Source organism: Arenimonas terrae, assembly GCF_006265115.1.
In the GTDB taxonomy this organism is placed as follows: Bacteria; Pseudomonadota; Gammaproteobacteria; order Xanthomonadales; family Xanthomonadaceae; genus Arenimonas; species Arenimonas terrae.
Genome location: NZ_SMDR01000001.1, coordinates 867,366 through 891,351, shown reverse-complemented (window position 1 = coordinate 891,351; position 23,986 = coordinate 867,366). Strand labels below are relative to the sequence as shown.

The window sequence follows — 23,986 nt, the reverse complement described above, 5'->3', positions numbered from 1 at the left end:
TATCCCAACGGCTCGCGACACCGATTCGTGGCGACGGCCCGCACACATGGGGGTCCCCGAAGCGAAGGCAGGATGCCGTAGCGGCCGCGAATCACTGGGCAGGAAGCCGCTGTGACTGAGCGGGCGGGGACCCCCATGTGTGCGGGACGGCGCACGCCGGATCAACCGACAACGAGCCCTTGATCTACTTGCGCAAGCAAGCGGAGTCAGAAATAGGTGACGCCGGGAACCAGCCAGAGCGAGAGCGAGGCGAGTGCGCAGCCGATGCCGGTGGCGGCCAGCACGTCGGACGGATAGTGCAGGCCCAGCACCACCCGCGACACCGCGACCGAAGCCGTGAACGGCACCAGCACCCAGGCCAAGGCCGGATAGTGCGCCAGCGCCACCACCGTGAACGACACCGCATGCAGCGTGTGGCCCGACGGGAAACTGAACTCGTCCAGCGGCGCGATCCAGGGCTGGATGCGCCCGTCGGCGGCGAATGGCCGCGGCCGCTTCGTCCAGCGCTTGAGCTTGCGGTAGAGGATGAGCGCGATCACCCCCGTGGCGGCCAGATGCGCCGACGCGCTGAGCCCGCGCCAGCCGTCGAACAGGACCAGCGCGGCCATCAGCGCGTACCAGAACGCACCGTCGCCGAGCCGGCTGACCATGCGGAAATAGCCGCGGACCGCGGCGCGCGCGCCCCAGCGGTTGGCAGCCAGGCACCAGCCGTGCTCGCGGATCACGAGCCGGCGGGTGCGGGCGTTCACGCCGCCTCCTGCCGCCGCGCGAGCCCGGCCAGCAGGCTGGCGAAATCCTCCGCGACCCGGTCCGGATGCAGGTGCAGGATGGCCTGGCGCGCGGCGGCGCCGGCCGATTCCAGGTCGGCCCGCAGGCAGGTGGCGACGAAGGCGCGCTCGAAGCCGGCCTCGTCGCCCAGCACGACGGTCGCGCCATGCACCCCGTTGCACAGGTGCTCGCGGGCGGCGCCGTAGTCGAAGGCGACCGTGGCGATGCCGCTGGCCATCGCTTCCAGCGTGACGTTGCCGAAGGTCTCGGACAGGCTGGGGAAGCAGAACACGTCGGCGCTGGCGAAGTGTCGGGCCAGCGCGTCGCCGCGCTGGATGCCGGCGAAAATGAAGTCGGGGTTGGCGGCCTGCAGCTCGGCGCGTGCCGGGCCGTCGCCGACCCAGACGAAGCGTGCATCCGGCCGCTGCCTCTGCAGCGCGCGGTAGGCGCGCACGGCCAGGGGCAGGTTCTTTTCCGGCGCGATGCGGCCGACATGGATGACCACCGGTGCGCCGTCGACCGCATTCCACTCCGCGCGCAGCGCCGGATCGCGGAAACCGGGGTGGAAGGCGCGGGTGTCGACCGCCCGGCCCAGCCGCAGCACGTGGCGGAAGCCCTGCTGGGCCAGCGTGTCCTGCAGTTCGCGGGTGGGCACCAGGGTGGCGTCTGCGCGGTTGTGGAAACGGCGCAGCCAGGAGAACACCCAGGGGCTGAGGAAAGCGGCGCCGTAGCGGCCCACGTAGTCGTCGAAGCGGGTATGGAAGCCGGTCGCGACCGGGATGCCGAGGCGGCGGCAGGCGCGCAGCGCCGACCAGCCCAGCGGGCCTTCGGTGGCGATATAGACCGCGTCCGGCCGGTGCGCGGCCCAGCGGGCGGAGAGGCGTCGGCCCGCCGGCAGGCCGAAGCGCAGGCCGGGATAGCGCGGAATCGGGGCGCCTTCGACCAGCATCAGGTCCGGGTCGGACCGGCCGCTGTCTTCCTCGCGCTGCGGGCGGACCAGGCCGACGCCATGGCCGAGCCGGCGAAGGCCGGTTTCCAGGGCCTGCACGGTCAGCGCGACGCCGTTGACGTCGGGCGGGTAGGTTTCGGTGACCAGTTCGAAGCGGTAGCCGGTATTCATGGCCGCCAGCTTGGCCGGGCCCCATGCCAGGGACGTGACCGGACCATGACGCCGGCGTGACGCCCCGCGCCCGCCAGCCGCGCTTCACTGGACGCCGACGTATGGTTACCATGGGCGCGCTTCGGGAGTCATGAGCCGGTAACACCCATCAGGCAGGGGAGCCTGGCGCATCCAGCGCGGGTGCTGATCGTTTTCCTTTCTGTCGCCCCGTTGATCCGGGCGGCCCCCTCATGCGTTGCCCCAGGAACCCCACCATGCCCAAGATCGCCACTGCCCGGCATGCCCGGCCCAGCCGCGGCCTGCTGCCGCTCGCCATCGCCCTCGTGCTGTCCGCCCAGGCCCAGGCCCAGGACACCGCCGCCGAAGCCGCCGACTCCGAAACCGCCCAGCTGGACGTGATCGAGGTCACCGCGCAGCGCCGGGTCGAGAACATCCAGGACGTGCCGCTGTCGATCACCAGCCTCGGTGGCGAGAAGCTCGACATCATCGGCTCCGGCGGCGAAGACGTGCGCTTCCTGTCCTCGCGCCTGCCGAGCCTGCAGATCGAGTCCTCGTTCGGCCGCGCCTTCCCGCGCTTCTACATCCGCGGCCTGGGCAACACCGACTTCGACCTCAACGCCTCGCAGCCGGTGTCCCTGGTCTACGACGGCGTGGTGCAGGAAAACCCGATCCTCAAGGGCTTCCCAGTCTTCGACCTCGACCAGATCGAAATGGCCCGCGGCCCGCAGGGCACCCTGTTCGGCCGCAACTCGCCGGCCGGCGTGCTGAAGTTCGAATCGGCCCGCCCGGAGCATGAGTTCGGCGGCTACGGCCAGGTTTCCTACGGCAGCTACGACAGCGTCAACGTCGAGGGCGCCGTCACCGGCGGCCTGGGCGAGGGCGTCGCCGCGCGCCTGTCCGTGCTGCACCAGCGTCGCGACGACTACGTCGACAACACCGCCAACGGCCCCGGCGACGATCTCGAGGGTTACGAGGAGTCGGCCGCGCGCCTGCAGTTCCTGTTCGACGGCAGCGACACCTTCGAGGCCCTGGCCAACGTGCACATGCGCACGCTCGACGGCACCGCGCGCCTGTTCCGTTCCAGCATCATCGTGCCGGGCACCAACGACATCCAGCCGGGCTACGACCGCGACAAGGTCAGCATCGACGGCCGCAACGAACAGGACCTGGACCAGTTCGGCGCCAACCTGCGCATGCGCTGGGACCTGGGCCGTGTGAGCCTGTACTCGATCACCGGCTACGAGAGCGTGGAAACCTACAGCCGCGGCGACATCGACGGCGGCAACGTCTATGCCAACTTCCCGCCCAACGAGCCGGGCGAGGCGCTGTTCCCGGCCGAGTCGGCCGATGGCCTGCCAGAGCACCGCCAGATCACCCAGGAGTTCCGCCTCGAGTCCAACGAGTGGGGGCGCTTCGACTGGCAGGCCGGCCTGTTCTGGTTCGACGAGTCCATCGACGTCGACAGCTTCTCCTACGACGGTTTCGGCGGCGCCCAGAACGGTTATGCCGTGCAGCGCCAGGACAACACCGCCTGGGCCGTGTTCGTGTCCGGCGAATTCGCCGCCACCGACCGCCTGACCCTGCGCGGTGGCCTGCGCTACACCGACGACCAGAAGGACTTCGTCGCCGAGCGCGTCACCGGTCCGTTCGGCCCGCCGATCGCGCCGATCTCGGTCAGCCCGGAAGACACCAATGTCAGCGGCGACTTCAGCGTCACCTTCGCGGTGAACGACGACATCAACGTCTACGGCCGCGTCGCCACCGGCTTCCGCGCGCCCAGCGTGCAGGGCCGCCTGATGTTCGCCGACGCCACGCTGCCGGCCGACGAGCTGGTGACGGTGGCCGAGACCGAGACCGTGCTGTCGGTCGAGGCGGGCATCAAGGCCGACCTGCTCGACAACCGCGTGCGCCTGGGCTTCTCGGTGTTCGATTACACCGTGGACGATCAGCAGCTCACCGCCGTCGGCGGCAACGCCAACATCGCCCGCCTGGTGAACGCCGAGGAGACCAAGGGCCGCGGCTTCGAACTCGACCTCGAGGCCTACCTCACCGACAACCTGCTCGTGACCTTCGGCGCCAGCTACAACGACACCGAGATCAACGACCCGGACCTGAGCGTGATCCCGTGCGCGGTGAACTTCTGCACGGTGCTCGACCCGGTGGACCCGAGCAACCCGGCGGCCGTGCTGATCGACGGCAACTCGCTGCCGCAGGCGCCGCGCAACGTCTACAACTTCACCGCCCGCTGGGGCGTGCCGGTCGGCAACGGCGAGTTCTTCGTCTTCACCGACTGGGCCTACCGCAGCGAAGTGAACTTCTTCCTGTACGAGTCGGTGTCCTTCACCGGCAAGTCGCTGCTGGAGGGCGGTGTGCGCACCGGCTACAACTGGAACAACGGCGACTACGAGGTCGCGCTGTACGGCCGCAACATCACCGACGAGGAAGTGGTGGTCGGCGCGATCGACTTCAACAACCTCACCGGCTTCCTCAACGAGCCGCGCCTGTGGGGCCTGGAGTTCACCGCGCGCTTCTGACCCCGCCGGTCCGGAGCAGAAAGGCCGCCCTTCCCGGGCGGCCTTTTCTTTTCTGCCTTGCCCGCGCAGGCCGTTGATTCGCCAGGAAGGAAAATCCGTTAGACGGCCTTGACCACCAGCTTGCGGTCGATGTCGCGCAGGTACTCGATCTCGGTGTCGAGGTCGGCGCGGGTGAGCGGATGCGCGTCGAGCCAGCGTTTGGGCAGCGACAGGGTGGCGGCGTTGCCGCCGTTGAGCTCGATGCTCAGCGCGGGCAGTGGTTCGCGGTCGTGGCTGCGGTGCAGCAGCACCGAAAGCCGCAGCAGCAGCGCGCAGCGCAGGGCGTTGGCGACCAGGCGGTCCGGCAGCTTCTCGAGGCTGGGCAGGTGCACGCCGCGGCGCTGGTTGCGCACCAGCGCAGCCAGGATCTGCTGCTCGGTGCGCGAGAAGCCGGCGATGTCGGAATGTTCGACCACGTAGGCGCCATGCTGGTGGTACTGGCTGTGGGCGATCGCCAGGCCCAGCTCGTGGATGCGTGCGGCCCATGACAGCAGGCGGCGGTCGTCGGCTTCCAGCCCCAGGGCCGGCTGCACCTGGTCGAACAGCGACAGCGCGGTGGCCTCGACCCGCTCGGCCTGCTCCAGGTCGACGGCGTAACGGTCGCACAATGCGCGTATCGAGCCTTCGCGCGGATCGGACTCGCTGGCGCGGCCGATCAGGTCGTACAGCACGCCCTCGCGCAGCGCGTAGTCGCTCACGTACATGCGCTCGATGCCCAGCTCGGCGAAAGCGGCGTCCAGCACCAGCAGGCCGCCGGCGATGATCGGCCGTCGCTCGGCCGAAAGGCCCGGCAGGCGGATGTCCTCCAGCCGGTCGAACTCGAGCAGCTTTTCACGGATGGCCTCGAGGCTGGCGGCCGTGATCGAGACCTTCGTCAGCTTCATCGCCACCGAGATGTCGCAGATGGCCTTGATGGTTCCGGAGGCCCCCATGGATTCGTGCCAGCCGTGGCTGCGGTAGGCGAGGGCGAACTGCTGCAGTTCGGCCGTGATCTCGGTGCGCGCTTCCTTCCAGCGCTTGCGCGAGAGCTTGCCGTCGGCGAAGAAGCGCCGGGTGGTGGCGATGCTGCCCATCTGCAGGCTTTCGCGCTCGATCGGCTCCAGGCCCTCGCCGATGATGAATTCGGTGGAGCCGCCGCCGATGTCCATCACCAGCCGGCGTTTGCCCTCGGGCGGCGGGTTGCCGTGCGCCACGCCCAGATAGATCAGGCGCGCTTCCTCGCGGCCGGCGACCACGTCGATGCCGTGCCCGAGCGCGGTTTCCGCCGGCATCAGGAACTGCTGCGGATGGCGCAGGGCGCGCGCGGTGTTGGTGGCGATGGCGCGCACGCGGTGCGGCGGGATCGTGCGCAGGCGTTCGCCGAAGCGCGACAGGCATTCCAGCGCCCGCGGCATCACCGATGGATCGAGGCCGCCATTGCCGTCCAGGCCCTCGGCCAGGCGCACGGTTTCCTTGATGCGGTCGACGATGCGCAGCTGGCCCAGCAGGTAGCGGGCCACGACCATGTGGAAGCTGTTCGAGCCCAGGTCGACCGCCGCCAGCAGGTCTCCGTCCTTCAGCGGCTGCTCGGCTTCGGTCGGCATCGGATCATCCGCAGAGTTTGGCGAGGAGCGCGCCCTGCGCAGAATAAGGCATCTCGCCATCGCGCGGCGAGGCCCGTCCATAGCTGCCGTCCTGGCGCAGCTCCCAGGCATTGAGGTTGTCGGCCAGGTAGTTGGCCAGTTCCTCGTCGTACACGCGTTCGGCCAGCTTCGGGTCGAGGATGGGGAAGCAGGTCTCGACCCGGCGCATCAGGTTGCGCTCCATCCAGTCGGCGCTCGAGCAGTAGATCTCCGGCTCGCCGCCGTTTCGGAACCAGTACACGCGGCTGTGCTCCAGGAAACGCCCGATCACCGAACGCACCGTGATGTTGTCCGACACGCCCGGCACGCCCGGCCGCAGGCAGCAGGCGCCGCGCACGATCAGTTCGATCTTCACGCCGGCACGCGAGGCTTCGTACAGCGCACGGATCACCGTCGGCTCGTTGAGCGCGTTCATCTTGGCGATGATGTGGCCACCCTTGCCGGCGCGGGCATTCTTGGCCTCGCGTTCGATCTTCTTCAGCAGGCCCTTGTGCAGCGTGAAGGGTGACTGCAGCAGGCGGCGCAACTTGATGGTCGGCGCCAGGCCCGAGAGCTGCTGGAAGATGTCGTGCACGTCGGCGGCGATGTCCGGATCGGCGGTCATCAGGCCGATGTCGGTGTAGGCGCGGGCGGTTCCGGCGTGGTAATTGCCGGTGCCCAGGTGCACATAGCGCTGCAGCTTCTTTCCCTCGCGGCGCACGATCAGCATCATCTTGGCGTGGGTCTTGTAGCCAACCACGCCGTACATCACCTGTACGCCGGCCTCCTGTAGCTGGTCGGCGAGGCGGATGTTGGCTTCCTCGTCGAAACGCGCGCGCAGCTCGACCACCACGGTCACGTCCTTGCCGTTGCGCGCGGCGGTGATCAGGTGGTCGATGATCTTGCTGTCCTTGCCGGTGCGGTAGAGCGTCTGCTTGATCGCCAGGACGTCGGGGTCGTTGGCCGCGTGCTGCAGCAGGTCGAGCACCGACTGGAAGCTCTGGTAGGGATGGTGCAGCAGCAGGTCGCCCCGGCGCAGGGACGCGAACGGCGCCTCGTCGTCCAGGCCGGCGGCGCGCGGCTTGAAGGCCGGGAACTTCAGCTCCGGGCGGTCCGCCAGGTCGTAGACCTGGGTGACGCGGTTGAGGTTCACCGGGCCGTTGATCCGGTACACGGCGTTTTCGGTCAGGCCGAAGTTCTGCAGCAGGATCTTCACGATCGGGTTGGGGCAGTGTTCGGCGATCTCCAGCCGCACCGCCGGCCGGAAGCCCCGGCTGGCCAGCTCGTCCTTCAGCGCGCTGGCGAGGTTCTCCACTTCCTCCTCGTCCACGAACAGCTCGGAATTGCGGGTGACGCGGAACTGGTAGGCACCCTTGACCTTCATGCCTGTGAACAGGTCGTCCACGAAGGCGGTGAGCACGGCCGAGAGCAGCACGAAGTCGTGCTGGCCGCCCGACACTTCCGGCGGCAGCTGGATGATGCGCGGCAGGGAGCGTGGCGCGCGTACGATCGCCATGCCGCCGTTGCGGCCGAACGCGTCCTTGCCTTCCAGCACCACCACCACGTTGAGCGACTTGTTGAGGATGCGCGGGAACGGGTGCACCGGGTCCAGGCCCAGCGGCGAGAGCACCGGCAGCAGCTCGTCCTGGAAATACTTGTGCAGCCAGCGTTTCTGCTTCGCGTTCCAGCTCTGGTGGGCCAGGATGCGGATGCCGGCGGCGTTGAGCTCCGGGCGCAGGGTGTCGTTCCAGTAGCGGTACTGCGCTTCGACCAGGGCCGCGGCCTTGTCGTGGATCAGCTCCAGCGCGCGCGTCGGCGGGATGCCGTCGGGCGGCAGCGGGCCGCCGAACTGCTGGGCGGTGCGCACCGTGGCGGCGCGAATCTCGAAGAACTCGTCGAGGTTGGTGCAGCTGATGCACAGGTACTTGAGCCGCTCGAGCAGCGGCACCGACGGGTCCTGGGCCTGGGCCAGCACGCGGAAATTGAACTCCAGCTGCGACAGCTCGCGGTTGAGATAGAGCTCGGGGGCCAGCAGGTCGGGCGTTTCGGGGCTGTCGGGGCTCATGGTCCGTGCGGTTCGGGAAAGGGCGGCAGGCGGAGCCCGCGCCGTGGGGGATAGTGTATGCCGACCTCAGGCCTCGGCTGCGCTGCGCGCCCGGACCCGCGCCGGACCGAACACGCAGGCGAAGGTGCTGCCGCGGCCGACCTCGCTTTCGATCTCGAGCCGACCCTGGTGCAGGCTCAGCACGTGCTTGACGATGGACAGGCCGAGGCCGGTGCCGCCGGACTCGCGCGAGCGGCTGGTCGAGACCCGGTAGAAGCGCTCGGTGATGCGCGGCAGGTGCTGGGCCGGGATGCCGTAGCCGCTGTCGATCACCGCCAGGCGTGCGCCGGCGTCGGCGGTGCGGCTGAATCGGATCGTGATGCGGCCGTCGGTGGGCGTGTAGCGCACGGCGTTGCTGACCAGGTTCGAGAAGGCGCTGTGCAGCTCCTTCACCGAGCCGGTCAGGTCGCAGCCGGCCAGGTCTTCGACGACGATCTGGTGCCGGCCCTGGCTCAGGGCCTCGGCCTCCCGGCGCAGGGTCACCAGCATGGAGGCCATGCCCAGCGGTTCCTCCGGCAGGTGTTCCTGCGCCTCGAGCCGCGACAGGGTCAGCAGATCCTCCACCAGCTGGGTCATGCGCTGCGATTGCCGGCGCATTTCCTCGACCATCACCGCCAGGTCGGGATGTTCCTCCGGCTCGATCATGTCCAGGTAGCCGTGCACCACGGTCAGCGGCGTGCGCAGTTCGTGCGAGACGTTGGCGACGAAGTCGCGGCGCACCTGTTCCAGGCGCATCAGCTTGGTGACGTCGCGCACGACCACCAGCCACTGGGTGGGCGAGTAGGGGATCAGACGCAGGCTGATGCGCACCATCGGGTCGGCCGGGCTGGCGACGTCGGTCAGCGGTTCGTCGGTCTGGCCGCTGGCCAGCCACTCGCGCACGCGCGGCTGTTCGGGAAAGAAGTCGGCCAAGGGCTCGGTCAGGCTTTGCGGATACCTGAGGCCCACCAGGTGCCGCGCGGTCTTGTTGAACCAGACCAGGCGGCCGTCGCGCCGGTGGATCACCAGGGCGCCGTCAGGCATGGCCGTGGCGGCCTGGCGATAGGCGCGAAGCAGGCGCACCAGGCGGCGGCTGCGGGTGCGGTTCTCGGTCTGCCGGCGATGGATCAGCGTCTCCAGCGCCGCCCACAGCCCCTGGCCGTCGACGGTGCGCAGCTGCTTGCGCCAGTCCAGGAAGCGCAGCACCCGGTACAGGCGCCAGTAGGCGCGCGCGGCCAGCACGGCGGTGGCGATGCCCAGCGCCCACCAGGGTTCGTCCAGGACCAGGCCGATGCCCAGCGCCAGCGCATAGAACAACAGCAGCCGGATCAGGGACTGGCGCCAGGCCAGCCGCAGCAGCATCGAGACGCTCATGTCCGGCGGCTTCCCATCCTCAGCTCATCGCCGCCGAGAACCGGTAGCCGGAGCCGCGCACGGTCTGCACCATGTCGTCCAGGCGGAAGGGTTCGAGCGCCTTGCGCAGGCGGCGGATGTGCACGTCCACCGTGCGCTCCTCGACGTAGACGTTGCCGCCCCAGACGTGGTCGAGCAACTGGGTGCGGGTGTAGACGCGGTCGGCGTGGGTCATGAAGAAATGCAGCAGCCGGTATTCGGTCGGACCCACGTGCACCGACTGGTCGCCGGCGAACACGCGGTGGGCGGCGCCGTCGATGCGCAGGCCGCCGACGGTCACGGAACCGTCATCTTCGTCCTCGCGCGAGCGCCGCATCACGGCGCGGATGCGGGCCAGCAGCTCGCGGGCCGAGAAGGGCTTGACCACGTAATCGTCCACGCCCGACTCCAGGCCGCTGACCCGGTCGTTCTCCTCGCCCCGGGCAGTAAGCATGATGATCGGCACGTCGCGGGTCAGCTCGTCCTTGCGCCAGCGCCGGGCCAGCTCCAGGCCGCTGGCGCCGGGCAGCATCCAGTCCAGCAGGATCAGGTCGGGCACCCGTTCGGCGATGGCCGTCTGGGCCTCGCGGGCGTCGCCCGCGTGCACGGGTTCGTATTCGCCCTTGCGCAGGGCGTAGGCCACCATTTCGCGGATGGCGGGTTCGTCGTCGACGATCAGAATGCGTTTCTGCACAGGTTTAACGTGTCACCGGAGGGGCCTGCGCGCAAGTAGATAAAACTTTTGTGACCGGGTGGTGACAGCAGCCCGGGCCGGGCCCGTCCGGGTCACCGGCTGTCGGGGCGCTGTTCGTGGGCTTCGATGCCCTGACGGCGCATTTCCAGCACGATGGGCGTGATCGCGGCCATGCGCGCCTCGATCCGGGCGCGCTGGTAATAGTCCAGGTCGTCGCGCTGCTTGAGGGCGTCGAGCTGGTTGAGCGCGTCCACCGCCCGGCCGTTGAGGAAGGCCGCCTCGGCATAGGCTTCGCCGGCCCGGATCAGGTCGCCGGCCAGTTCGCTGGCGCGGGCGAAGCTGCGTTGGAACAGCGGGTCCACGGCGCTGTCGGACAGCAGCGGTCGCAGCACTTCCTGGGCGCGGCGGCCGGCGTCCGGGGTGGCCGTGTCGGCCAGGGCCTCGGCATAGGTCAGGCGCACGGCGCGGTTCTCCGGGTGCTTCTGCAGCAGTGCGTCGAAACGCTGGCGTGAAAGCTCGCGCTTGCCGGCCACCGAGGCGGCTTCGGCCTGGGCAAGTTCCAGCCACAGGTCGCCGGGGTGGCGACTGAGGAGGTCGCGCAGGGTCTCTTCGGCCTCGGCGGGGTAGCCGGCGCGCAGCTGGGCCAGGGCCAGGCCATAGGTCCGGGGGTCGCCGCCGCGGGCGCCGGGCGCCCTGGCCAGGGCGCGGTACTCGCGCAGCGCCGCGGCCGGGTCCGGCGCGCTGAGCACCCGCAGGCGCTCCCGCGCCCAGCCGAACTGGTCGCTGGCGCCGAGCGCGCGGCTGTCGCCCAGGCTGAAGTCACCGGGCAGCAGTGGATTGGCGAGGCCGCGCGGCGTCGGTGCCCGGCCGGTCCCCGCCGCGGCCAGCTGCTGGGCGCGCTGGCGGGTCTCGCTGATGCGCGTGGTCGTGACCGGATGGCTGCGCAGGTATTCGGGCAGCTGGTAGCCGCCGCTGTTGGCGCGGGTGGCCCGTTGCATGCGCTCGAAGAAATCGGCCATGCCGCCGGGTTCGTACCCGGCGCGGGCGAGCGTCTGGATGCCGACCCGGTCGGCTTCGGATTCGTTCGAACGGGTGTAGTCGATCTGCCGCTGCTGCATCAGCGCCATCGCGCCGGCGATGGCGGCGGCGGTGCCGTTGGAGCCGGAGTCGTCGCCGCTGCTGCTGGCGTTGCTGGCCGCCTGCGAGGCGGCGATCGCGCCGACCATCGCCAGCAGGATCGGAATCTGGTCCTTCTGCGCGCGCTCTACCGCACGCAGCACGTGGCGCTGGCTGACGTGGGCGATCTCGTGCGACATCACGCCGGCGACTTCGGCTTCGGTTTCGGCGGTCAGCACCAGGCCGGCATTCATGCCGACATAGCCGCCCAGGGTGGCAAAGGCGTTGATCTGGCGATCGCGCAGCATGAAGAAGGTGAAGGACTGGCGCGGAGTGTCGCTCGACGCCGCCAGGCGATAGCCCATGGTCTGCAGCCAGGAGTCGACCAGCGGGTCGTCCAGCACCAGACCCATGCGCCGCAGCTCGTACAGCATGTAGGCGCCGTAGTTGGCCTCCATGCGCGGGTCGATCACCTCGGCCGCGGACGAGCCGATGTCCGGCAGCCCGGTGGTCTGGGCGCGGGCGCTGCAGGCCAGGCCCAGGGCGAGGCTGAGGGCGGCGACGGGAAGCAGGATGCGCACGGCGGCTCCGGGCAGGGGACGGCTCAGAATAGCGGCTCGGCCCAAGCCCGGGGGTGAATCCGTCGTAAACACGCTGGGCGCCGCCGCATTCCGCTGCGTTGCAGGGCCGTGCTGGAAATGCCGGGGCGTGGCCCCCAAACTTGCCACCTCACCCGGAGAAGGCCCGTGTCCGACGTCCTGATGTACACCACCGCGATCTGCCCCTACTGCGTCGCGGCCAAGAATTTCCTCAAGTCGCGTGGCGCGGCCTGGACCGAGGTGCGCGTGGACACCGATCCCGCGCGCCGCACCGAGATGATGGCGCGCACCCAGCGCAGCTCGGTGCCGCAGATCTTCATCGGCGACCGCCACGTCGGCGGCTACGACGACCTGGTGGCGCTGGACCGCGCCGGCGGCCTGAAACCCCTGCTGGAGGCGAATCCGTGAGCAAGACCGAGAACGACCGCGTCAAGGAATTCACCGAGTTCCGGCAGCGCATGAACGAGCGCATCCTGGGCCAGGACAACCAGGTGGTGCGGCGCTTCTTCGCGCTCGACACCCAGACCTACAAGGCCGGCGCGCTCGACCTCAAGACCAAGGAGCTGCTGGGCCTGGTCGCCTCGATGGTGCTGCGCTGCGACGACTGCATCAGCTACCACATCGCCCAGTGCAAGGAAGCCGGCGTGAACCGCGACGAGTTCTTCGAGGCCTTCAGCGTGGCCCTGGTGGTGGGCGGCTCGATCGTGATCCCGCACCTGCGCCGCGGCGTCGATTTCCTCGACCAGCTCGAGGGCCAGGGCATCCACGCCCCGGCCCAGCCCCCGCATGAACACTGAGCGGCATCAAATCCGGGGTCAGAGTCCATTTATCTGGCGCGCCGGCGCCAGATAAATGGACTCTGACCCCGGATTTCGTGAGCGGGTGCCGGGGGCGACCAAGGTCCAGTGGGCAGGGGGTGGGGCGCATCTGGCATAATGCCGCGCCTTCGGGAGCCAGCCGGCTGCCCGTAACCTCTTGGAAGAACAAGCACTTATGACCCAGACCATCGCGGTGATCCGTGGCGACGGCATCGGCCCGGAAATCATGGACGCCACCCTGCAGGTGCTCGACGCGCTCAAGCTCGGCCTGCAGTACGACTTCGTCGAGGCCGGCCTGGCCGCCTACGAGAAGCAGGGAGAACTGCTGCCGGCCGCCACGCTCGAGGCCATCCACCGCCACCGCGTGGCGCTGAAGTCGCCGCTGACCACGCCGGTCGGCGAGGGATTCAGCTCGATCAACGTCGAGCTGCGCAAGCGCTTCGACCTGTACGCGAACGTGCGCCCGGCGATCAGTTTCCCGAACACCAAGTCGCGCTACGAGAACATCGACCTGATCACGGTGCGCGAGAACACCGAAGGCGCCTACATCGGCGAGGGCCAGAACCTCACCGCCGACGGCGAAACCGCCACGCTCACCCAGAAGGTCACGCGCCGCGGCTCCGAGCGCATCGTGCGCTACGCCTTCGACCTGGCGCGCCGCGTCGGCCGCAAGAAGGTTACGGTGGTGCACAAGGCCAACATCCTCAAGTCGACCTCGGGCCTGTTCCTGAAGGTCGCGCGCCAGGTGGCCGCGGAATACCCCGACATCCAGTGCAACGAGATGATCGTGGACAACACCTGCATGCAGCTGGTGATGAAGCCCGAGCAGTTCGACGTCATCGTCACCACCAACCTGTTCGGCGACATCATCTCCGACCTCTGCGCCGGCCTGGTCGGCGGCCTGGGCCTGGCCCCGGGCGCGAACATCGGCACCGAGGCCGCGATCTTCGAGGCGGTGCACGGTTCGGCTCCCGACATCGCCGGCAAGGGCATCGCCAACCCGGTCGCCCTGCTGCTTGGCGCGGTGCAGATGCTCGAGCACCTGGGCAAGGTCGAGGAGGCCGGCCGCCTGCGCAAGGCGATCGTCGACACGATGCAGGCGAAGGACAATCTCACGCCCGACCTGGGCGGCACCGGCACCACGCAGAGCTTCGCCCAGGCGATCGCGGCGCGCGCCGCGGGGTGAATCCGGGCGCCGGAGCGATGCGGAAAGGGCGTCCTCGGGCGCCCTTTTTCATGCTGCCGGCGAATGCCCACTCCGGTTCCGCGGCTCAGGCATAGGTGATCGATGCCCGGATGGCGTCGAAATCGGCCTGGCCGTCGATGCCCTGCTCGGGATAGTCGAAGAAGTTGAAGGTGAAGATGGCCCCGCCCTTGACGCCCACGAGGCTGCGGTGCCGCGCCAGGACCGAGACGTCCGGCGTCTCGAAGCGGAACCGGGCGAAGTATTCGATGGACTCGGTGCCGGAAAGCCGGAACACGGCGCTCTGCTCCAGCAGCTCGTGCTCCCTGACCGCCAGCGCCAGGGCGCGTGCCGCCAGGGTCGGCACCTGCGACAGCGATTCGCCCGGTTCGAAGGCGAACTCCTCGACGTAGGCGGTCATCGAGGCCGCGAGCGGCCCGGGACTGCCGGGGTCGCGCCGGTCCATCACCACGTAGGGGTCGGCGCCGGAGAGCAGCATCCGCGATATCTCGTTGTCTTCGAGCACCTGCTCGTTCCGGAGCAACGGGAACTGCTTGAGCAACACGTAGTTCCAGCCCGGCGGCTGCCGGAAGGCCAGGCCCAGGGAGCGGTTGATGTAGCACTCGCCGCCGAGCACGACCGGCTGCAGCGGCCCGGCCGCGTACGCGGCGATGGTCGCGCCGAAGGCCTTCAGGAATTCGCGACGGCCTATGCCCATGCGCCGGTCCGTCCCTGCAGGGGCTGCCGTCCGGTCAGGGCGCGGGAGCGGGTCCTGGCTGGCGGCAAAAAAGAAGGAGCCGGCTCGCACCGGCTCCTTGCGGGTGTCCGTGGCCGCATCGCCTCAGTCGCGCGACTGCAGCTTGGCCAGCAGGCGCAGGATTTCCAGGTACAGCCACACCAGGGTGACCACCAGGCCGAAGGCGCCGTACCACTCCATGTACTTGGGCGCGCCGGCTTCGGCGCCGGACTCGATGAAGTCGAAGTCCAGCACCAGGTTCAGGGCGGCGATGATCACCACGAACACGCTGAAGGCGATGCCCATCGCGCCGGACTCGTGGATGAAACCGAAACCCTCGAAGCCGAACAGGCGCATGCCCATGTTCACCAGGTACAGCAGGAAGATGCCGCCGGTGGCGGCGACCACGCCGAGCTTGAAGTTCTCCGTGGCCTTGATCAGGCCGCTCTTGTAGGCCATCAGCAGGGCCGCCAGCACGCCCATGGTCAGCATCACGGCCTGCATCACGATGCCGGGGAACTTCGCCTCGAACATCGCCGACACGGCGCCGACGAACAGGCCCTCCAGCGCGGCGTAAAGCGGCGCCGTGACCGGGGACCAGGTCTTCTTGAACACGGTGACCAGGGCGACGATGAAGCCGCCGATGCCACCCACCAGCAGCCAGGGCATCACCGCGCCCGGGTTCTCGGGGGTGTACAGGCTCCAGGTGTAGGCGGCCGTGGCCACCAGCAGGAGCAGCATGAAGCCGGTCTTGTTGACCGTGCCGCCCAGGGTCATCACCTCGCCCGGTGCGCGCGAGACCAGCTCGCCGCTGCCGATGTCGAGGAAGGTGTTGTCGTTTAGGGCCGGGTTGCCGCTGCGCATCGGGGTGGCTCCGCGTGGATTTGCCGCCGATGCTAGCCCAGCCGACCCTGGGGCCGCCAGTTCAGGCCGGCGGCGGCTCGACGTGCTTGCGCCAGAAATGGTCCAGTACCGCCGACGAGCCCTTGCCGGGGCGGTAGGCGTGTTTCAGGGCGCCGTGAACGTAGTCGGTGGCGCTGGCGCAGGCCTCGCGCACGGTCAGGCCGCGGCAGAGGTTGGCGGCGATGGCCGAGGCCAGGGTGCAGCCGGTGCCGTGGCCCTCCAGGTCCAGGCGCGGGTGTTCGAACTCCAGCAGCGCCTCGCCATCGTCGTAGCGGTCGACCATGGCGCCGGTGCCGGGCAGATGGCCGCCCTTGAGCAGCACCGCCCGCGGGTCCAGGGCCAGCAGTTCGACCAGGGCGGCTTCGGCCGCTTCGTCGTCGGCTATGGCGTGGCCGAGCAGCAGTTCGGCTTCGGGGATGTTCGGCGTCAGCACGGTGGCCAGGGGCAGCAGGCGGGCGCGCAGGGCTTCCAGCGCCTCGTCGGCCAGCAGCTTGGCGCCGGAGGTGGCGACCATCACCGGGTCGAGCACCACGAACGGCGGCTTGTGCGTCTCGAGTGCGTCGGCCACCGCGTGGATGACTTCGGCATTGGCCAGCATGCCCAGCTTCACGGCACCGATGCGGAAGTCGTCGAAGCAGGCATCGATCTGGGCACGCAGGAAGTCCACCGGCGGCACGTGTACTGCCGTCACGCCGCGCGTGTGCTGGGCGGTGAGCGCGGCCAGCGCGCTCAGGCCGTGCACGCCGTGCGCGGCGAAGGTCTTGAGGTCGGCCTGGATGCCGGCGCCGCCGCCGGAATCGGAGCCGGCAATGGTGAGCGCGCAGAGGGGGCGGGTGGTCATGGCGCGATCCTACCCGCGGCGATCTGCCGGTGGCGATAGATCGCGTAGGTCAGGCCGGTCGCGCCCGTGAGCAGGGCCGGCAGGTACAGCGCGCGGTACTGGACCACGCCGAACAGCAGCGCGCCGGCAACGCCGCCGGCCAGGAAGCTGGCGATGATCACCAGGCACAGCCACAGCCGCCGCCGCGCCACGGGCAGGCCGCGCAGCGCGTGGCCCAGGGTGATTCCGAGGTCGGTGAACATGCCGCTGACGTGCGAGGTGCGCACGATCGCGCCGCTGTAGGTGGTCGCCATGGCGTTCTGCAGCCCGATGGCCACGGCCGCCAGCAGCGGCCCGGCGAAACTGCCGCGTTCGAACAGGGTGACCGCCGCCGCCAGCAGCGCGGCTTCGAAGGCCAGGGCGACGCCGTAGCGCCGCCCCAGGCGCAGCACGCTGTCCTGCACCAGCAGGCCGCTGAGCAGGGCGCCGCCGACGAAGGCGGCGATCATCGCCGCCAGCTGCCATGCCGCGGTGGCGTCGCCGCGCGCCAGCGCCGCGCCGAGCAGGGACGTGGTGCCGGTGAGGTGGGTGATGGCCTGGTGCTCGAAACCCAGGTAACCCACCACGTTCACCATGCCGGCGACGCAGGCCAGGGCCGACGCCCCGACCCAGACCCACGTCGCCAGCCGCTCGGTCATGGCCTCACAGCACTTCCGAAGCGTAGTCCGCCAGGCGCGAACGTTCGCCGCGGCGCAGCGTGATGTGCGCCGAATGCGCCCAGTTCTTGAACCGGTCCACCGCGTAGGTCAGGCCCGAGGTGGTTTCGGTGAGGTAGGGCGTGTCGATCTGCTCGACGTTGCCCATGCAGATGATCTTGGTGCCCGGGCCGGCGCGCGTGATCAGGGTCTTCATCTGCTTGGGCGTGAGGTTCTGCGCCTCGTCGACGATCACCCAGCGGTTGAGGAAGGTGCGGCCGCGCATGAAGTTCATCGAGCGGATCTTGATGCGCGAGGCCAGCAGCTCGTTGGTGGCGCCGCGGCCCCAGCTGCCGTGGTCCTCGGTGTGCGTCAGCACTTCCAGGTTGTCGGTGAGCGCGCCCATCCATGGCGTCATCTTCTCCTCTTCGGTGCCCGGCAGGAAGCCGATGTCCTCGCCGACGCTCACCGTCGCGCGGGTCATGATGATCTCGCGGTAGCGCTGGATGTCCATGGTCTGGGTCAGGCCGGCGGCCAGGGCCAGCAGGGTCTTGCCAGTGCCGGCGGTGCCGAGCAGGGTGACGAAGTCGATCTCCGGGTCCATCAGCGCGTTGAAGGCGAAGTTCTGCTCGCGGTTGCGGGCGTTGATGCCCCAGACCTGGTGCTGCGGGCTGCGGAAGTCGTCGACGATCTGCAGCACGGCGCGCTGGTCGTCGAGCTTGGCGACCTTCATCTCCACTTCGTCGTCGCCGGGCATGTACAGGAACTGGTTCGGGTACCAGCCGTCGTCCTCGGTGCGGCGCACTTCGTAGAAGGTGCGGCCTTTTTCCGTCCAGCTGCGCAGGCTGCCCTCGTGGCGCTCCCAGAAGTCCGCCGGCAGCTCGTTGGCGCCGGTGAACAGCAGGTTGAAGTCGTCGATCGCGCGGTCGTTTTCGTAGTCCTCGGCCTTGACGCCGGCGATCGAGGCCTTGATGCGCAGGTTGATGTCCTTGGACACCAGCACCACGGGCACGCCCGGATTGTCTTCGATCAGCTGCAGGATGGACGACAGGATCAGGTTGTCCGGCAGCACCTTGCCGAACTTCTTGCCGTTCTCGACCGGCTTGAGCTGGAAAAGCAGGCGGCCGACGCTTTCCTGCGAACGCAGCTGCAGCCCCTTGGGCTGCTCGAGCTTCACGCCCTGCTCGAGCTTCTGGCTGCCGTGCGCCTCGATGATCTCGTTGAGGAAGCGGCTGACCTGGCGGGCATTGCGGCTGGCTTCGCTGTGGCCCTTCTTGCCGTTGTCCAGCTCCTCCAGGACCATCATCGGGATGAAGACGTCGTGCTCTTCGAACTTGAACAGCGCGGTCGGGTCGTGCATCAGCACGTTGGTGTCCAGTACGTAGATCCGCTTGCTTCTAGTCATGGGCTTCTCGGCTAGGTTGGACACGGACAACAGGCTCACATCCCTGTGTTACCGCGAAAGCACGTCCGGTGCCCGCGGGGATCGGTCTTCCATGGAACGCACAGCAGCGAACCGCCGTGGCTCGCGGGGCGAGACGGCGGTCCGGGTTTGCGCGAGGGTGGGTCACTTTGCCTTGGCGGCCTTCTGCAGTGCGGCCAGCACCTCTTCGGCGTGGCCGGCGACCTTCACTGCGCGCCAGCACTCGGCGACGCGGCCCTTGGGGTCGATCAGGAAGGTGCTGCGCTCGATGCCGATGTAATCGCGGCCGTAGAGCTTTTTGGGCTTGATCACACCGAAAGCGCGGCACACGGCTTCGTCGGCGTCGGACACCAGGTCGAACACGAAGCCGTGCTTGGCGCAGAAATTGGCGTGCGACCTCACCGAGTCGCGCGAGACGCCGAGCAGCTCGCCGCCCGCCCTGCGTATCTTCGGGTAGACGGCGTTGAACTCGATGCCCTCGGTGGTGCAGCCGGGCGTGTTGTCCTTGGGATAGAAATACATCACCAGCCAGCGGCCGGCGTAGTCGGACAGGTTGCTGGTCCGGCCGCTGCCCAGGGCCAGGGGGAGATCGAGGATGCGGTCGCCGGTGTCGATCATTCCGTCGTCAGAACTTCATCGGGTCCATGATGGCATCGAGGTTCAGGTGGTCGCAGAACTCGAGGAAGTCGTCGCGCAGCGCGGCGATGTGCATGTTCGAGGGAATGCCGATGGTCACCTGGGCCGAGAACATGTCGGCGCCGGTCTGCATGGCCCGGTAGCGCGAACTGTGCAGGCTTTCGATCGTGATGCCCTGGCGGTCGAAGAAATCGGCCAGCTGGAACAGGATGCCGGGCTTGTCGGCCGCCACGACCTCGACGATGTAGGGCAGCAGGTTCGACTGCAGGGCCTTGGGGCCGGTGCGGTACCAGACCAGCTTGTAGCCTTCCTCGCGCTCAAGCCGCGTCAGCATGGCCTCGAGCTTGGCGACGGCGTCCCAGGACCCGACTGCGAGCGCGGTGACGGAAACGTCCCGGCCGACGGTCGAGAGGCGGGCGTCCACCATGTTGCAGCCACTGTCGGAAATGCGGCGGGTGACGGCCAGCAGGGGCGACTGCGGATGCGTGGTGTAGGCGCTGATCAGCAGGTGGTTCTCGTTGGCGGTCGGGCGTGCGGCGGGGTCGGTCAATTCGGTGTTCCGTGGCGGCGCGGATGAATCGGCGCGGAAGGGGCGAAGCCAGCATACTTGCCGCCGCTTTCCGGCCGCAAGTAACATCGGCGCCAGTCCCCGCAAGGCCTTTCCTTTGCACCTTTCCGGCAGCATCACCGCCCTGGCCACGCCGTTCACGGCCGCCGGCGACCTCGACCTCGACGCCTGGGCGCGCCTGATCGACCTGCAGCTTCGCGGCGGAACCCGCGGCATCGTCGTCGCCGGATCCACCGGCGAAGCGGCCGCGCTGTCCGACGACGAGTACCTGCGCCTGCTGCGCGCCGCGGTCGCCCAGGCCGGCGACCGGCTGGTGGTGCTCGCCGGTACCGGCCAGTCCAACACCGCCAAGACCATCGCCCAGACGCGGCTCGCCCGCGACGGCGGCGCCGACGCCGCCCTGGTGGTGACGCCGCCTTACGTGCGCCCCACGCAGGAAGGCCTGGTCGCGCACTACACCGCGGTCGCCGAACAGGGCGGCCTGCCGGTGGTGCTCTACAACGTGCCCGGCCGCACCGGCTGCGACCTGCAACCCGAGACCGTCGCCCGCCTGTGCCGGCATCCGGGCATCGTCGGCCTGAAGGAGGCCCGCGGCGACGAGGCGCGCTGGAACGCGCTTTATCCGCTGGCGGGCAGCGACTTCGCCCTGCTCAGCGGCGACGACCCGACCTTCGTGCGGGCGCTGCGCGGCGGGGCGAGCGGCGTGATCTCGGTCGCGTCGAACGTGGTGCCCGCGACCTTCCGCCGCCTCTGCGACCTGGTCGCGGCGGGGCAGGGCGAGGCGGCGTCGGCGCAGGACGCCGGCCTGTCCGGCCTGTACGACTTCCTCGGCGTCGAGCCCAACCCGATCCCGGTCAAGGCCCTGCTGGCCCGCCAGGGCATCGGCCACGGCCTGCGCCTGCCGCTGACCTCGCTGTCGGCGGCGCACCAGGGCCAGGCGGACGCCATGGCCCAGCTTTGCCGGCGCCTCGAACACGAAAGCCCCTGAGCCGGTTACCCTATCGGCCGTCGACCCATTGCACCGCGCCCGCGGCCCTCTCGCGGCGCCACCCAGGAGATCACCATGACCGCGTCCCCGCTTTCCCACCGCCCGCTGCTGATCGGCGCCCTCGCCGTCGCCCTGCTGTCCCAGGGTGGCTGCGCCTGGACCCGCGCCAAGCTGGGCATGGACGCCAAGTACCAGGAAAGCCGCTACAACCAGCCGCTGGAAGTGCCGCCGGGCCTGGACGTGCCGTCGACCGCCGGTGCGATGACCGTGCCTGACGTCGCGCCCACCGCCGCCTCGCCGGGCGAAGCCGTTCCCGCCGTGGGCGTGGCCGCACCGGCTGCGACCACCGTCGCCGGCATCGATGCCTTCACCATGGCCGACACCGTCGACAGCGCCTGGCGCCGCCTCGGCCTCGCGCTGGGCAAGATCGAGGGTGTGACCATCGGCGAGCGCGCCCAGCTGCTCAACAGCTACGAAGTGAGCTACCAGGGCACGACCATGCTGATCCGCGCCGAAGCTTCGGGCGAGCAGACCCGCGTCGTTGCGCTGGGCACCGACGGCCAGCCGCTGGCGTCGGGCCCGGCCGCGCAGCTGCTGGCCCTGCTCAAGGCGCGCCTGGGCTGAGGTTCGTGGGCCCTGGGGATGAAAAAAGGCGCCGCGAGGCGCCTTTTTTCCGGGTCGGTCGTGACGGCTGGCGGCGGGATCTGCGCGCTGCCGATGGGCCTTACCGCACGAGCTGATCCAGCTTGCCTTCCTTGCCGTCCCACTCCGCCGCGTCGGGCAGCGGGTCCTTGCGGGTGGTGATCACCGGCCAGGCCTTGGAGAGTTCGGCGTTGAGAGCGATGAAGCCCTCCTGGCCGGCCGGCACGTCGTCTTCGGGATAGATCGCCTTGGCGGGGCATTCCGGCTCGCACAGGGTGCAATCGATGCATTCCTCGGGGTCGATCACCAGGAAGTTCGGGCCTTCGTGGAAGCAGTCCACCGGGCAGACCTCGACGCAGTCGGTGTACTTGCAGCGGATGCAGTTTTCGATGACGACAAAGGGCATGGCCGGGTCTCAAGGGCGTTCGGAATGGCGGCGATTCTAGCCCTCGCGCCGGGTCGCGCCCAGCGCCGCGGATCGGACCGCGCCACAAACGAAGAAGGCCCGGCATGGCCGGGCCTTCGGAAAAGTGGCGCTCCCTAGGGGACTCGAACCCCTGTTCCAGCCTTGAGAGGGCCGTGTCCTAGGCCACTAGACGAAGGGAGCGCGGATGGCGAAGCTGCAGGACGGGCGCTAGTATAGCCGGCTTGACCGCTGCCGGGAAGCCATTCCCGGCCCGCCGCCTGCCGCCGCGCAAGGACCCCGCGCCGCCCTTTCCCATGACGGACATCCGCATCGCCACTCCCACCCATCCCCTGGTCGTGCCGCGCGCCGAGCACGGCATCTCCCGCAAGGACATCAGCCCGAACGCGCTGCGCGTCCTTTACCGGCTCCGCGAGGGCGGCTTCCAGGGCTACCTGGTCGGTGGCGCGGTGCGCGACCTGCTGGTCGGCGGCCATCCCAAGGACTTCGACGTCGCGACCGACGCCACGCCCGAACAGGTGAAGGCGCTGTTCCGCAACTGCCGCCTGATCGGCCGGCGCTTCCGCCTGGCGCACGTGGTCTACGGCAAGGAGATCATCGAGGTCGCGACCTTCCGCGCCAACGGCGGCGACGACGCCGGCGACCGCGAGACCGACGACGGTGGCCGCCTGCTGCGCGACAACATCTACGGCACGATCGAAGATGACGCGGTCCGCCGCGATTTCACAGCCAATGCCCTGTACTACGCCATCGAGGACTTCTCGGTGCGCGATTACGTCGGCGGCTACCAGGACTGCCAGGACCGCGTGCTGCGCCTGATCGGCGATCCGGTCGAGCGCTACCGCGAGGATCCGGTGCGCATGCTGCGCGCGGCGCGGCTCGCCGCCAAGCTCGGTTTCAGCATCGCGCCCGACGCCGCCGCGCCGATCCCCGAGCTGGCGCACCTGCTGTCGGCGGCGCCGCCGGCCCGCCTGTTCGACGAATGCCTGAAGATGTTCCTGGCCGGGCACGCCGAGAGCAGTTTCCTGCTGCTCGAGCAGCTCGGCCTGCTGCCGGCCCTGTTCCCGGAAACCGCCACCGCGCTCGCCACCAACCGCAGCGGCGCCCTGCGCGCGATGCTGCTGCAGGCGCTGCGCAACACCGACACGCGCGTCGCCGAGGACAAGCCGGTGACGCCGGCCTTCCTGTTCGCCGCGCTGCTGTGGCCGGCCTACTGCCGCGAACTGGCAGTGCTGCAGAAAGGCGGCACCGATCCGCTGGTCGCGCAGCAGCGGGCCGCCGACCGCGTCACGCTGCACCAGGCGCAGCGCATCGCGCTGCCGCGCCGGTTCTCGCTGCCCATGCAGGAGATCTGGCTGCTGCAGCCGCGCTTCAGCCAGCGCGTGCGCAAGCGCGTCTTCCGCCTGCTGTCGCATCCGCGCTTCCGCGCCGCCTTCGATTTCCTCGAGCTGCGCGCCAGCGCCGCGCCCGATGTGGTCGACGACCTGGCCTTCTGGCGCGAGGCCCAGGCGCAGGCGCCCGAGCAGCTGTCCGAACGCCTGGAATCCAAGGCGCCGCGCCGCGTCCGCGCCGAAGGCGACAGCGATGCCGACACCTCTGCCGAGGACGCGCCCGCCGGCGCGCCGCGCAAGCGCCGGCGTCGCCGGCGCAAGCCCGGCGGAGGCGAGGGCGGCGCGGAATGAGGCCGGACGATCCGGTCCGCGCCTTCGTCGGCCTCGGCGGCAACGAGGGCGACGTCGAGATCACGCTCACCGAGGCCCTGTGGGCCGTGGACGCGCTGCCGCAGACCAGCATCCGCCGCCAGTCCGCCGTCTACCGCACGCCGGCCTGGGGCCGCACCGACCAGCCCGACTTCCTCAATGCCGTGGTCGAACTGCAGACCCGCATGGTGCCGCGCGTGCTGCTCGACGCGCTGATGGAGATCGAGCAGCGTTTCGGCCGCGTGCGCCGCGCCGAGGACCGCTGGGGCCCGCGCGTACTCGATCTCGACCTGCTGATCTATGGCGAAGAAACGCTGGACGAGCCCGGCCTGAACCTGCCGCACCCGCGCCTGCACGAGCGCGCCTTCGTGCTGGTGCCGCTGGCGGAAATCGCTCCCGACCTGGTCGTTCCCGGACGCGGCAAGGTCCGGGACCTGCTCGCGGCGGTGGATGCCACCGGCATCGAAGCGATACCTTAGGCCTCCCCACCCCCGGGCCACCGCC

Annotated in this window: 23 protein-coding genes and 1 tRNA gene; 8 read left to right on the top strand and 16 right to left on the bottom strand. The window is 69.5% G+C overall.

Translation table 11 applies throughout. The annotated features are described in order from the left end of the window. Positions 1 to 206: 206 nt before the first annotated feature. Both E1B00_RS04265 and E1B00_RS04260 read right to left on the bottom strand, forming a co-directional pair. The gene (locus tag E1B00_RS04265; protein WP_425456440.1) at positions 207 to 749 is read right to left on the bottom strand and encodes a phosphatase PAP2 family protein; all 543 of its coding nucleotides are present in this window, start codon (positions 747 to 749) and stop codon (positions 207 to 209) included. Continuing rightward, positions 746 to 1,888 (bottom strand): glycosyltransferase family 4 protein, encoded by a 1,143-nt coding sequence (locus E1B00_RS04260; protein WP_139446035.1) that lies wholly within the window; start codon positions 1,886 to 1,888, stop codon positions 746 to 748. The genes E1B00_RS04265 and E1B00_RS04260 overlap by 4 nt, the downstream gene beginning before the upstream one ends. Before the next feature lie 254 nt (positions 1,889 to 2,142). Here E1B00_RS04260 and E1B00_RS04255 point away from each other — a divergent pair, with 254 nt between their 5' ends. Continuing rightward, positions 2,143 to 4,422, top strand: a complete 2,280-nt coding sequence (locus tag E1B00_RS04255) for a TonB-dependent receptor (protein WP_139446033.1) — start codon at positions 2,143 to 2,145, stop codon at positions 4,420 to 4,422. Between the two features lie 98 nt (positions 4,423 to 4,520). On the opposite strand, the gene ppx is transcribed toward E1B00_RS04255, so the two are convergent. The 5 genes from ppx to E1B00_RS04230 form a co-directional block, all read right to left on the bottom strand. Further along, positions 4,521 to 6,044 carry an exopolyphosphatase gene (gene ppx, locus E1B00_RS04250; RefSeq protein ID WP_139446031.1) on the bottom strand — a complete coding sequence of 508 codons (1,524 nt, stop codon included), beginning with the start codon at positions 6,042 to 6,044 and terminating at the stop codon, positions 4,521 to 4,523. 4 nt (positions 6,045 to 6,048) lie between these two features. Continuing rightward, a complete protein-coding gene (gene ppk1, locus E1B00_RS04245; protein ID WP_139446029.1) occupies positions 6,049 to 8,127 on the bottom strand; it encodes a polyphosphate kinase 1 in 2,079 nt (692 codons plus the stop codon). Positions 8,128 to 8,193: 66 nt separating this feature from the next. After that, positions 8,194 to 9,519, bottom strand: coding sequence for a phosphate regulon sensor histidine kinase PhoR (gene phoR, locus E1B00_RS04240; RefSeq protein ID WP_342774256.1), 1,326 nt, complete (start codon positions 9,517 to 9,519; stop codon positions 8,194 to 8,196). 19 nt (positions 9,520 to 9,538) lie between these two features. Then, positions 9,539 to 10,231 carry a phosphate regulon transcriptional regulator PhoB gene (gene phoB / locus E1B00_RS04235; protein WP_139446027.1) on the bottom strand — a complete coding sequence of 231 codons (693 nt, stop codon included), beginning with the start codon at positions 10,229 to 10,231 and terminating at the stop codon, positions 9,539 to 9,541. A gap of 92 nt (positions 10,232 to 10,323) precedes the next feature. Next, positions 10,324 to 11,928 carry a M48 family metalloprotease gene (locus tag E1B00_RS04230; RefSeq protein WP_139446025.1) on the bottom strand — a complete coding sequence of 535 codons (1,605 nt, stop codon included), beginning with the start codon at positions 11,926 to 11,928 and terminating at the stop codon, positions 10,324 to 10,326. Between the two features lie 180 nt (positions 11,929 to 12,108). On the opposite strand from E1B00_RS04230, the gene grxC reads away from it, so the two are divergent. The 3 genes from grxC to E1B00_RS04215 all read left to right on the top strand — a co-directional run bounded on the left by grxC (position 12,109) and on the right by E1B00_RS04215 (position 13,950). Further along, positions 12,109 to 12,354, top strand: a complete 246-nt coding sequence (grxC, locus tag E1B00_RS04225) for a glutaredoxin 3 (RefSeq protein ID WP_246048561.1) — start codon at positions 12,109 to 12,111, stop codon at positions 12,352 to 12,354. 50 nt (positions 12,355 to 12,404) lie between these two features. Next, a complete protein-coding gene (locus E1B00_RS04220) occupies positions 12,405 to 12,743 on the top strand; it encodes a carboxymuconolactone decarboxylase family protein (protein WP_246048559.1) in 339 nt (112 codons plus the stop codon). Between the two features lie 196 nt (positions 12,744 to 12,939). After that, positions 12,940 to 13,950, top strand: a complete 1,011-nt coding sequence (locus tag E1B00_RS04215) for an isocitrate dehydrogenase (RefSeq protein ID WP_139446019.1) — start codon at positions 12,940 to 12,942, stop codon at positions 13,948 to 13,950. Positions 13,951 to 14,035: 85 nt separating this feature from the next. On the opposite strand, the gene E1B00_RS04210 is transcribed toward E1B00_RS04215, so the two are convergent. The 7 genes from E1B00_RS04210 to E1B00_RS04180 form a co-directional block, all read right to left on the bottom strand. After that, on the bottom strand, positions 14,036 to 14,665 hold the full coding sequence (locus tag E1B00_RS04210; protein ID WP_139446017.1) for a hypothetical protein: 630 nt from the start codon (positions 14,663 to 14,665) through the stop codon (positions 14,036 to 14,038). A 123-nt stretch (positions 14,666 to 14,788) separates the two neighbouring features. Continuing rightward, positions 14,789 to 15,547 (bottom strand): Bax inhibitor-1/YccA family protein, encoded by a 759-nt coding sequence (locus E1B00_RS04205; protein ID WP_139446015.1) that lies wholly within the window; start codon positions 15,545 to 15,547, stop codon positions 14,789 to 14,791. 61 nt (positions 15,548 to 15,608) lie between these two features. Continuing rightward, positions 15,609 to 16,427: a bifunctional hydroxymethylpyrimidine kinase/phosphomethylpyrimidine kinase gene (thiD, locus tag E1B00_RS04200; RefSeq protein WP_139446013.1), complete on the bottom strand. Its 819-nt coding sequence runs from the start codon at positions 16,425 to 16,427 to the stop codon at positions 15,609 to 15,611. Then, complete coding sequence (locus E1B00_RS04195) at positions 16,424 to 17,104, bottom strand: YoaK family protein (RefSeq protein ID WP_139446011.1); 681 nt, start codon at positions 17,102 to 17,104, stop codon at positions 16,424 to 16,426. Before E1B00_RS04195 ends, thiD begins: the two co-directional genes overlap by 4 nt. A gap of 4 nt (positions 17,105 to 17,108) precedes the next feature. Further along, on the bottom strand, positions 17,109 to 18,506 hold the full coding sequence (locus tag E1B00_RS04190) for a PhoH family protein (RefSeq protein WP_139446010.1): 1,398 nt from the start codon (positions 18,504 to 18,506) through the stop codon (positions 17,109 to 17,111). Between the two features lie 162 nt (positions 18,507 to 18,668). Next, on the bottom strand, positions 18,669 to 19,142 hold the full coding sequence (locus E1B00_RS04185; RefSeq protein WP_139446008.1) for a peroxiredoxin: 474 nt from the start codon (positions 19,140 to 19,142) through the stop codon (positions 18,669 to 18,671). A 7-nt stretch (positions 19,143 to 19,149) separates the two neighbouring features. Next, positions 19,150 to 19,710 (bottom strand): glycine cleavage system transcriptional repressor, encoded by a 561-nt coding sequence (locus tag E1B00_RS04180; RefSeq protein ID WP_246048463.1) that lies wholly within the window; start codon positions 19,708 to 19,710, stop codon positions 19,150 to 19,152. Positions 19,711 to 19,825: 115 nt separating this feature from the next. On the opposite strand from E1B00_RS04180, the gene dapA reads away from it, so the two are divergent. Both dapA and E1B00_RS04170 read left to right on the top strand, forming a co-directional pair. Continuing rightward, the gene (gene dapA, locus E1B00_RS04175) at positions 19,826 to 20,716 is read left to right on the top strand and encodes a 4-hydroxy-tetrahydrodipicolinate synthase (RefSeq protein ID WP_139446004.1); all 891 of its coding nucleotides are present in this window, start codon (positions 19,826 to 19,828) and stop codon (positions 20,714 to 20,716) included. A gap of 75 nt (positions 20,717 to 20,791) precedes the next feature. Continuing rightward, complete coding sequence (locus E1B00_RS04170) at positions 20,792 to 21,340, top strand: hypothetical protein (RefSeq protein WP_139446001.1); 549 nt, start codon at positions 20,792 to 20,794, stop codon at positions 21,338 to 21,340. Positions 21,341 to 21,440: 100 nt separating this feature from the next. Here the strand turns inward: E1B00_RS04170 and fdxA are convergent, their stop codons facing one another. Both fdxA and E1B00_RS04160 read right to left on the bottom strand, forming a co-directional pair. Further along, positions 21,441 to 21,764 carry a ferredoxin FdxA gene (gene fdxA, locus E1B00_RS04165; RefSeq protein WP_139445999.1) on the bottom strand — a complete coding sequence of 108 codons (324 nt, stop codon included), beginning with the start codon at positions 21,762 to 21,764 and terminating at the stop codon, positions 21,441 to 21,443. 125 nt (positions 21,765 to 21,889) lie between these two features. Then, positions 21,890 to 21,965: transfer RNA gene (locus E1B00_RS04160), tRNA-Glu, on the bottom strand. A gap of 113 nt (positions 21,966 to 22,078) precedes the next feature. Between E1B00_RS04160 and pcnB the strand changes: the two genes are divergently transcribed. Together pcnB and folK are read left to right on the top strand one after the other, a co-directional pair. Beyond that, positions 22,079 to 23,464 (top strand): polynucleotide adenylyltransferase PcnB, encoded by a 1,386-nt coding sequence (gene pcnB, locus E1B00_RS04155; protein ID WP_139445997.1) that lies wholly within the window; start codon positions 22,079 to 22,081, stop codon positions 23,462 to 23,464. Beyond that, on the top strand, positions 23,461 to 23,961 hold the full coding sequence (folK, locus tag E1B00_RS04150; protein WP_139445994.1) for a 2-amino-4-hydroxy-6-hydroxymethyldihydropteridine diphosphokinase: 501 nt from the start codon (positions 23,461 to 23,463) through the stop codon (positions 23,959 to 23,961). Before pcnB ends, folK begins: the two co-directional genes overlap by 4 nt. The last annotated feature ends 25 nt before the right edge of the window (positions 23,962 to 23,986 follow it).

Excerpts from the sequence above, each read along its gene's own strand:
- ppk1 (WP_139446029.1), bottom strand. The coding sequence starts at position 8,127 with ATGAGCCCCGACAGCCCCGAAACGCCCGACCTGCTGGCCCCCGAGCTC.
- ppx (WP_139446031.1), bottom strand. The coding sequence starts at position 6,044 with ATGCCGACCGAAGCCGAGCAGCCGCTGAAGGACGGAGACCTGCTGGCG.
- E1B00_RS04215 (WP_139446019.1), top strand. The coding sequence starts at position 12,940 with ATGACCCAGACCATCGCGGTGATCCGTGGCGACGGCATCGGCCCGGAA.
- pcnB (WP_139445997.1), top strand. The coding sequence starts at position 22,079 with ATGACGGACATCCGCATCGCCACTCCCACCCATCCCCTGGTCGTGCCG.
- E1B00_RS04210 (WP_139446017.1), bottom strand. The coding sequence starts at position 14,665 with ATGGGCATAGGCCGTCGCGAATTCCTGAAGGCCTTCGGCGCGACCATC.
- E1B00_RS04220 (WP_246048559.1), top strand. The coding sequence starts at position 12,405 with ATGAACGAGCGCATCCTGGGCCAGGACAACCAGGTGGTGCGGCGCTTC.
- grxC (WP_246048561.1), top strand. The coding sequence starts at position 12,109 with ATGTACACCACCGCGATCTGCCCCTACTGCGTCGCGGCCAAGAATTTC.
- fdxA (WP_139445999.1), bottom strand. The coding sequence starts at position 21,764 with ATGCCCTTTGTCGTCATCGAAAACTGCATCCGCTGCAAGTACACCGAC.
- folK (WP_139445994.1), top strand. The coding sequence starts at position 23,461 with ATGAGGCCGGACGATCCGGTCCGCGCCTTCGTCGGCCTCGGCGGCAAC.
- E1B00_RS04185 (WP_139446008.1), bottom strand. The coding sequence starts at position 19,142 with ATGATCGACACCGGCGACCGCATCCTCGATCTCCCCCTGGCCCTGGGC.
- E1B00_RS04260 (WP_139446035.1), bottom strand. The coding sequence starts at position 1,888 with ATGAATACCGGCTACCGCTTCGAACTGGTCACCGAAACCTACCCGCCC.
- E1B00_RS04190 (WP_139446010.1), bottom strand. The coding sequence starts at position 18,506 with ATGACTAGAAGCAAGCGGATCTACGTACTGGACACCAACGTGCTGATG.
- E1B00_RS04195 (WP_139446011.1), bottom strand. The coding sequence starts at position 17,104 with ATGACCGAGCGGCTGGCGACGTGGGTCTGGGTCGGGGCGTCGGCCCTG.
- E1B00_RS04170 (WP_139446001.1), top strand. The coding sequence starts at position 20,792 with ATGACCGCGTCCCCGCTTTCCCACCGCCCGCTGCTGATCGGCGCCCTC.
- thiD (WP_139446013.1), bottom strand. The coding sequence starts at position 16,427 with ATGACCACCCGCCCCCTCTGCGCGCTCACCATTGCCGGCTCCGATTCC.
- E1B00_RS04205 (WP_139446015.1), bottom strand. The coding sequence starts at position 15,547 with ATGCGCAGCGGCAACCCGGCCCTAAACGACAACACCTTCCTCGACATC.
- E1B00_RS04255 (WP_139446033.1), top strand. The coding sequence starts at position 2,143 with ATGCCCAAGATCGCCACTGCCCGGCATGCCCGGCCCAGCCGCGGCCTG.
- phoR (WP_342774256.1), bottom strand. The coding sequence starts at position 9,519 with ATGAGCGTCTCGATGCTGCTGCGGCTGGCCTGGCGCCAGTCCCTGATC.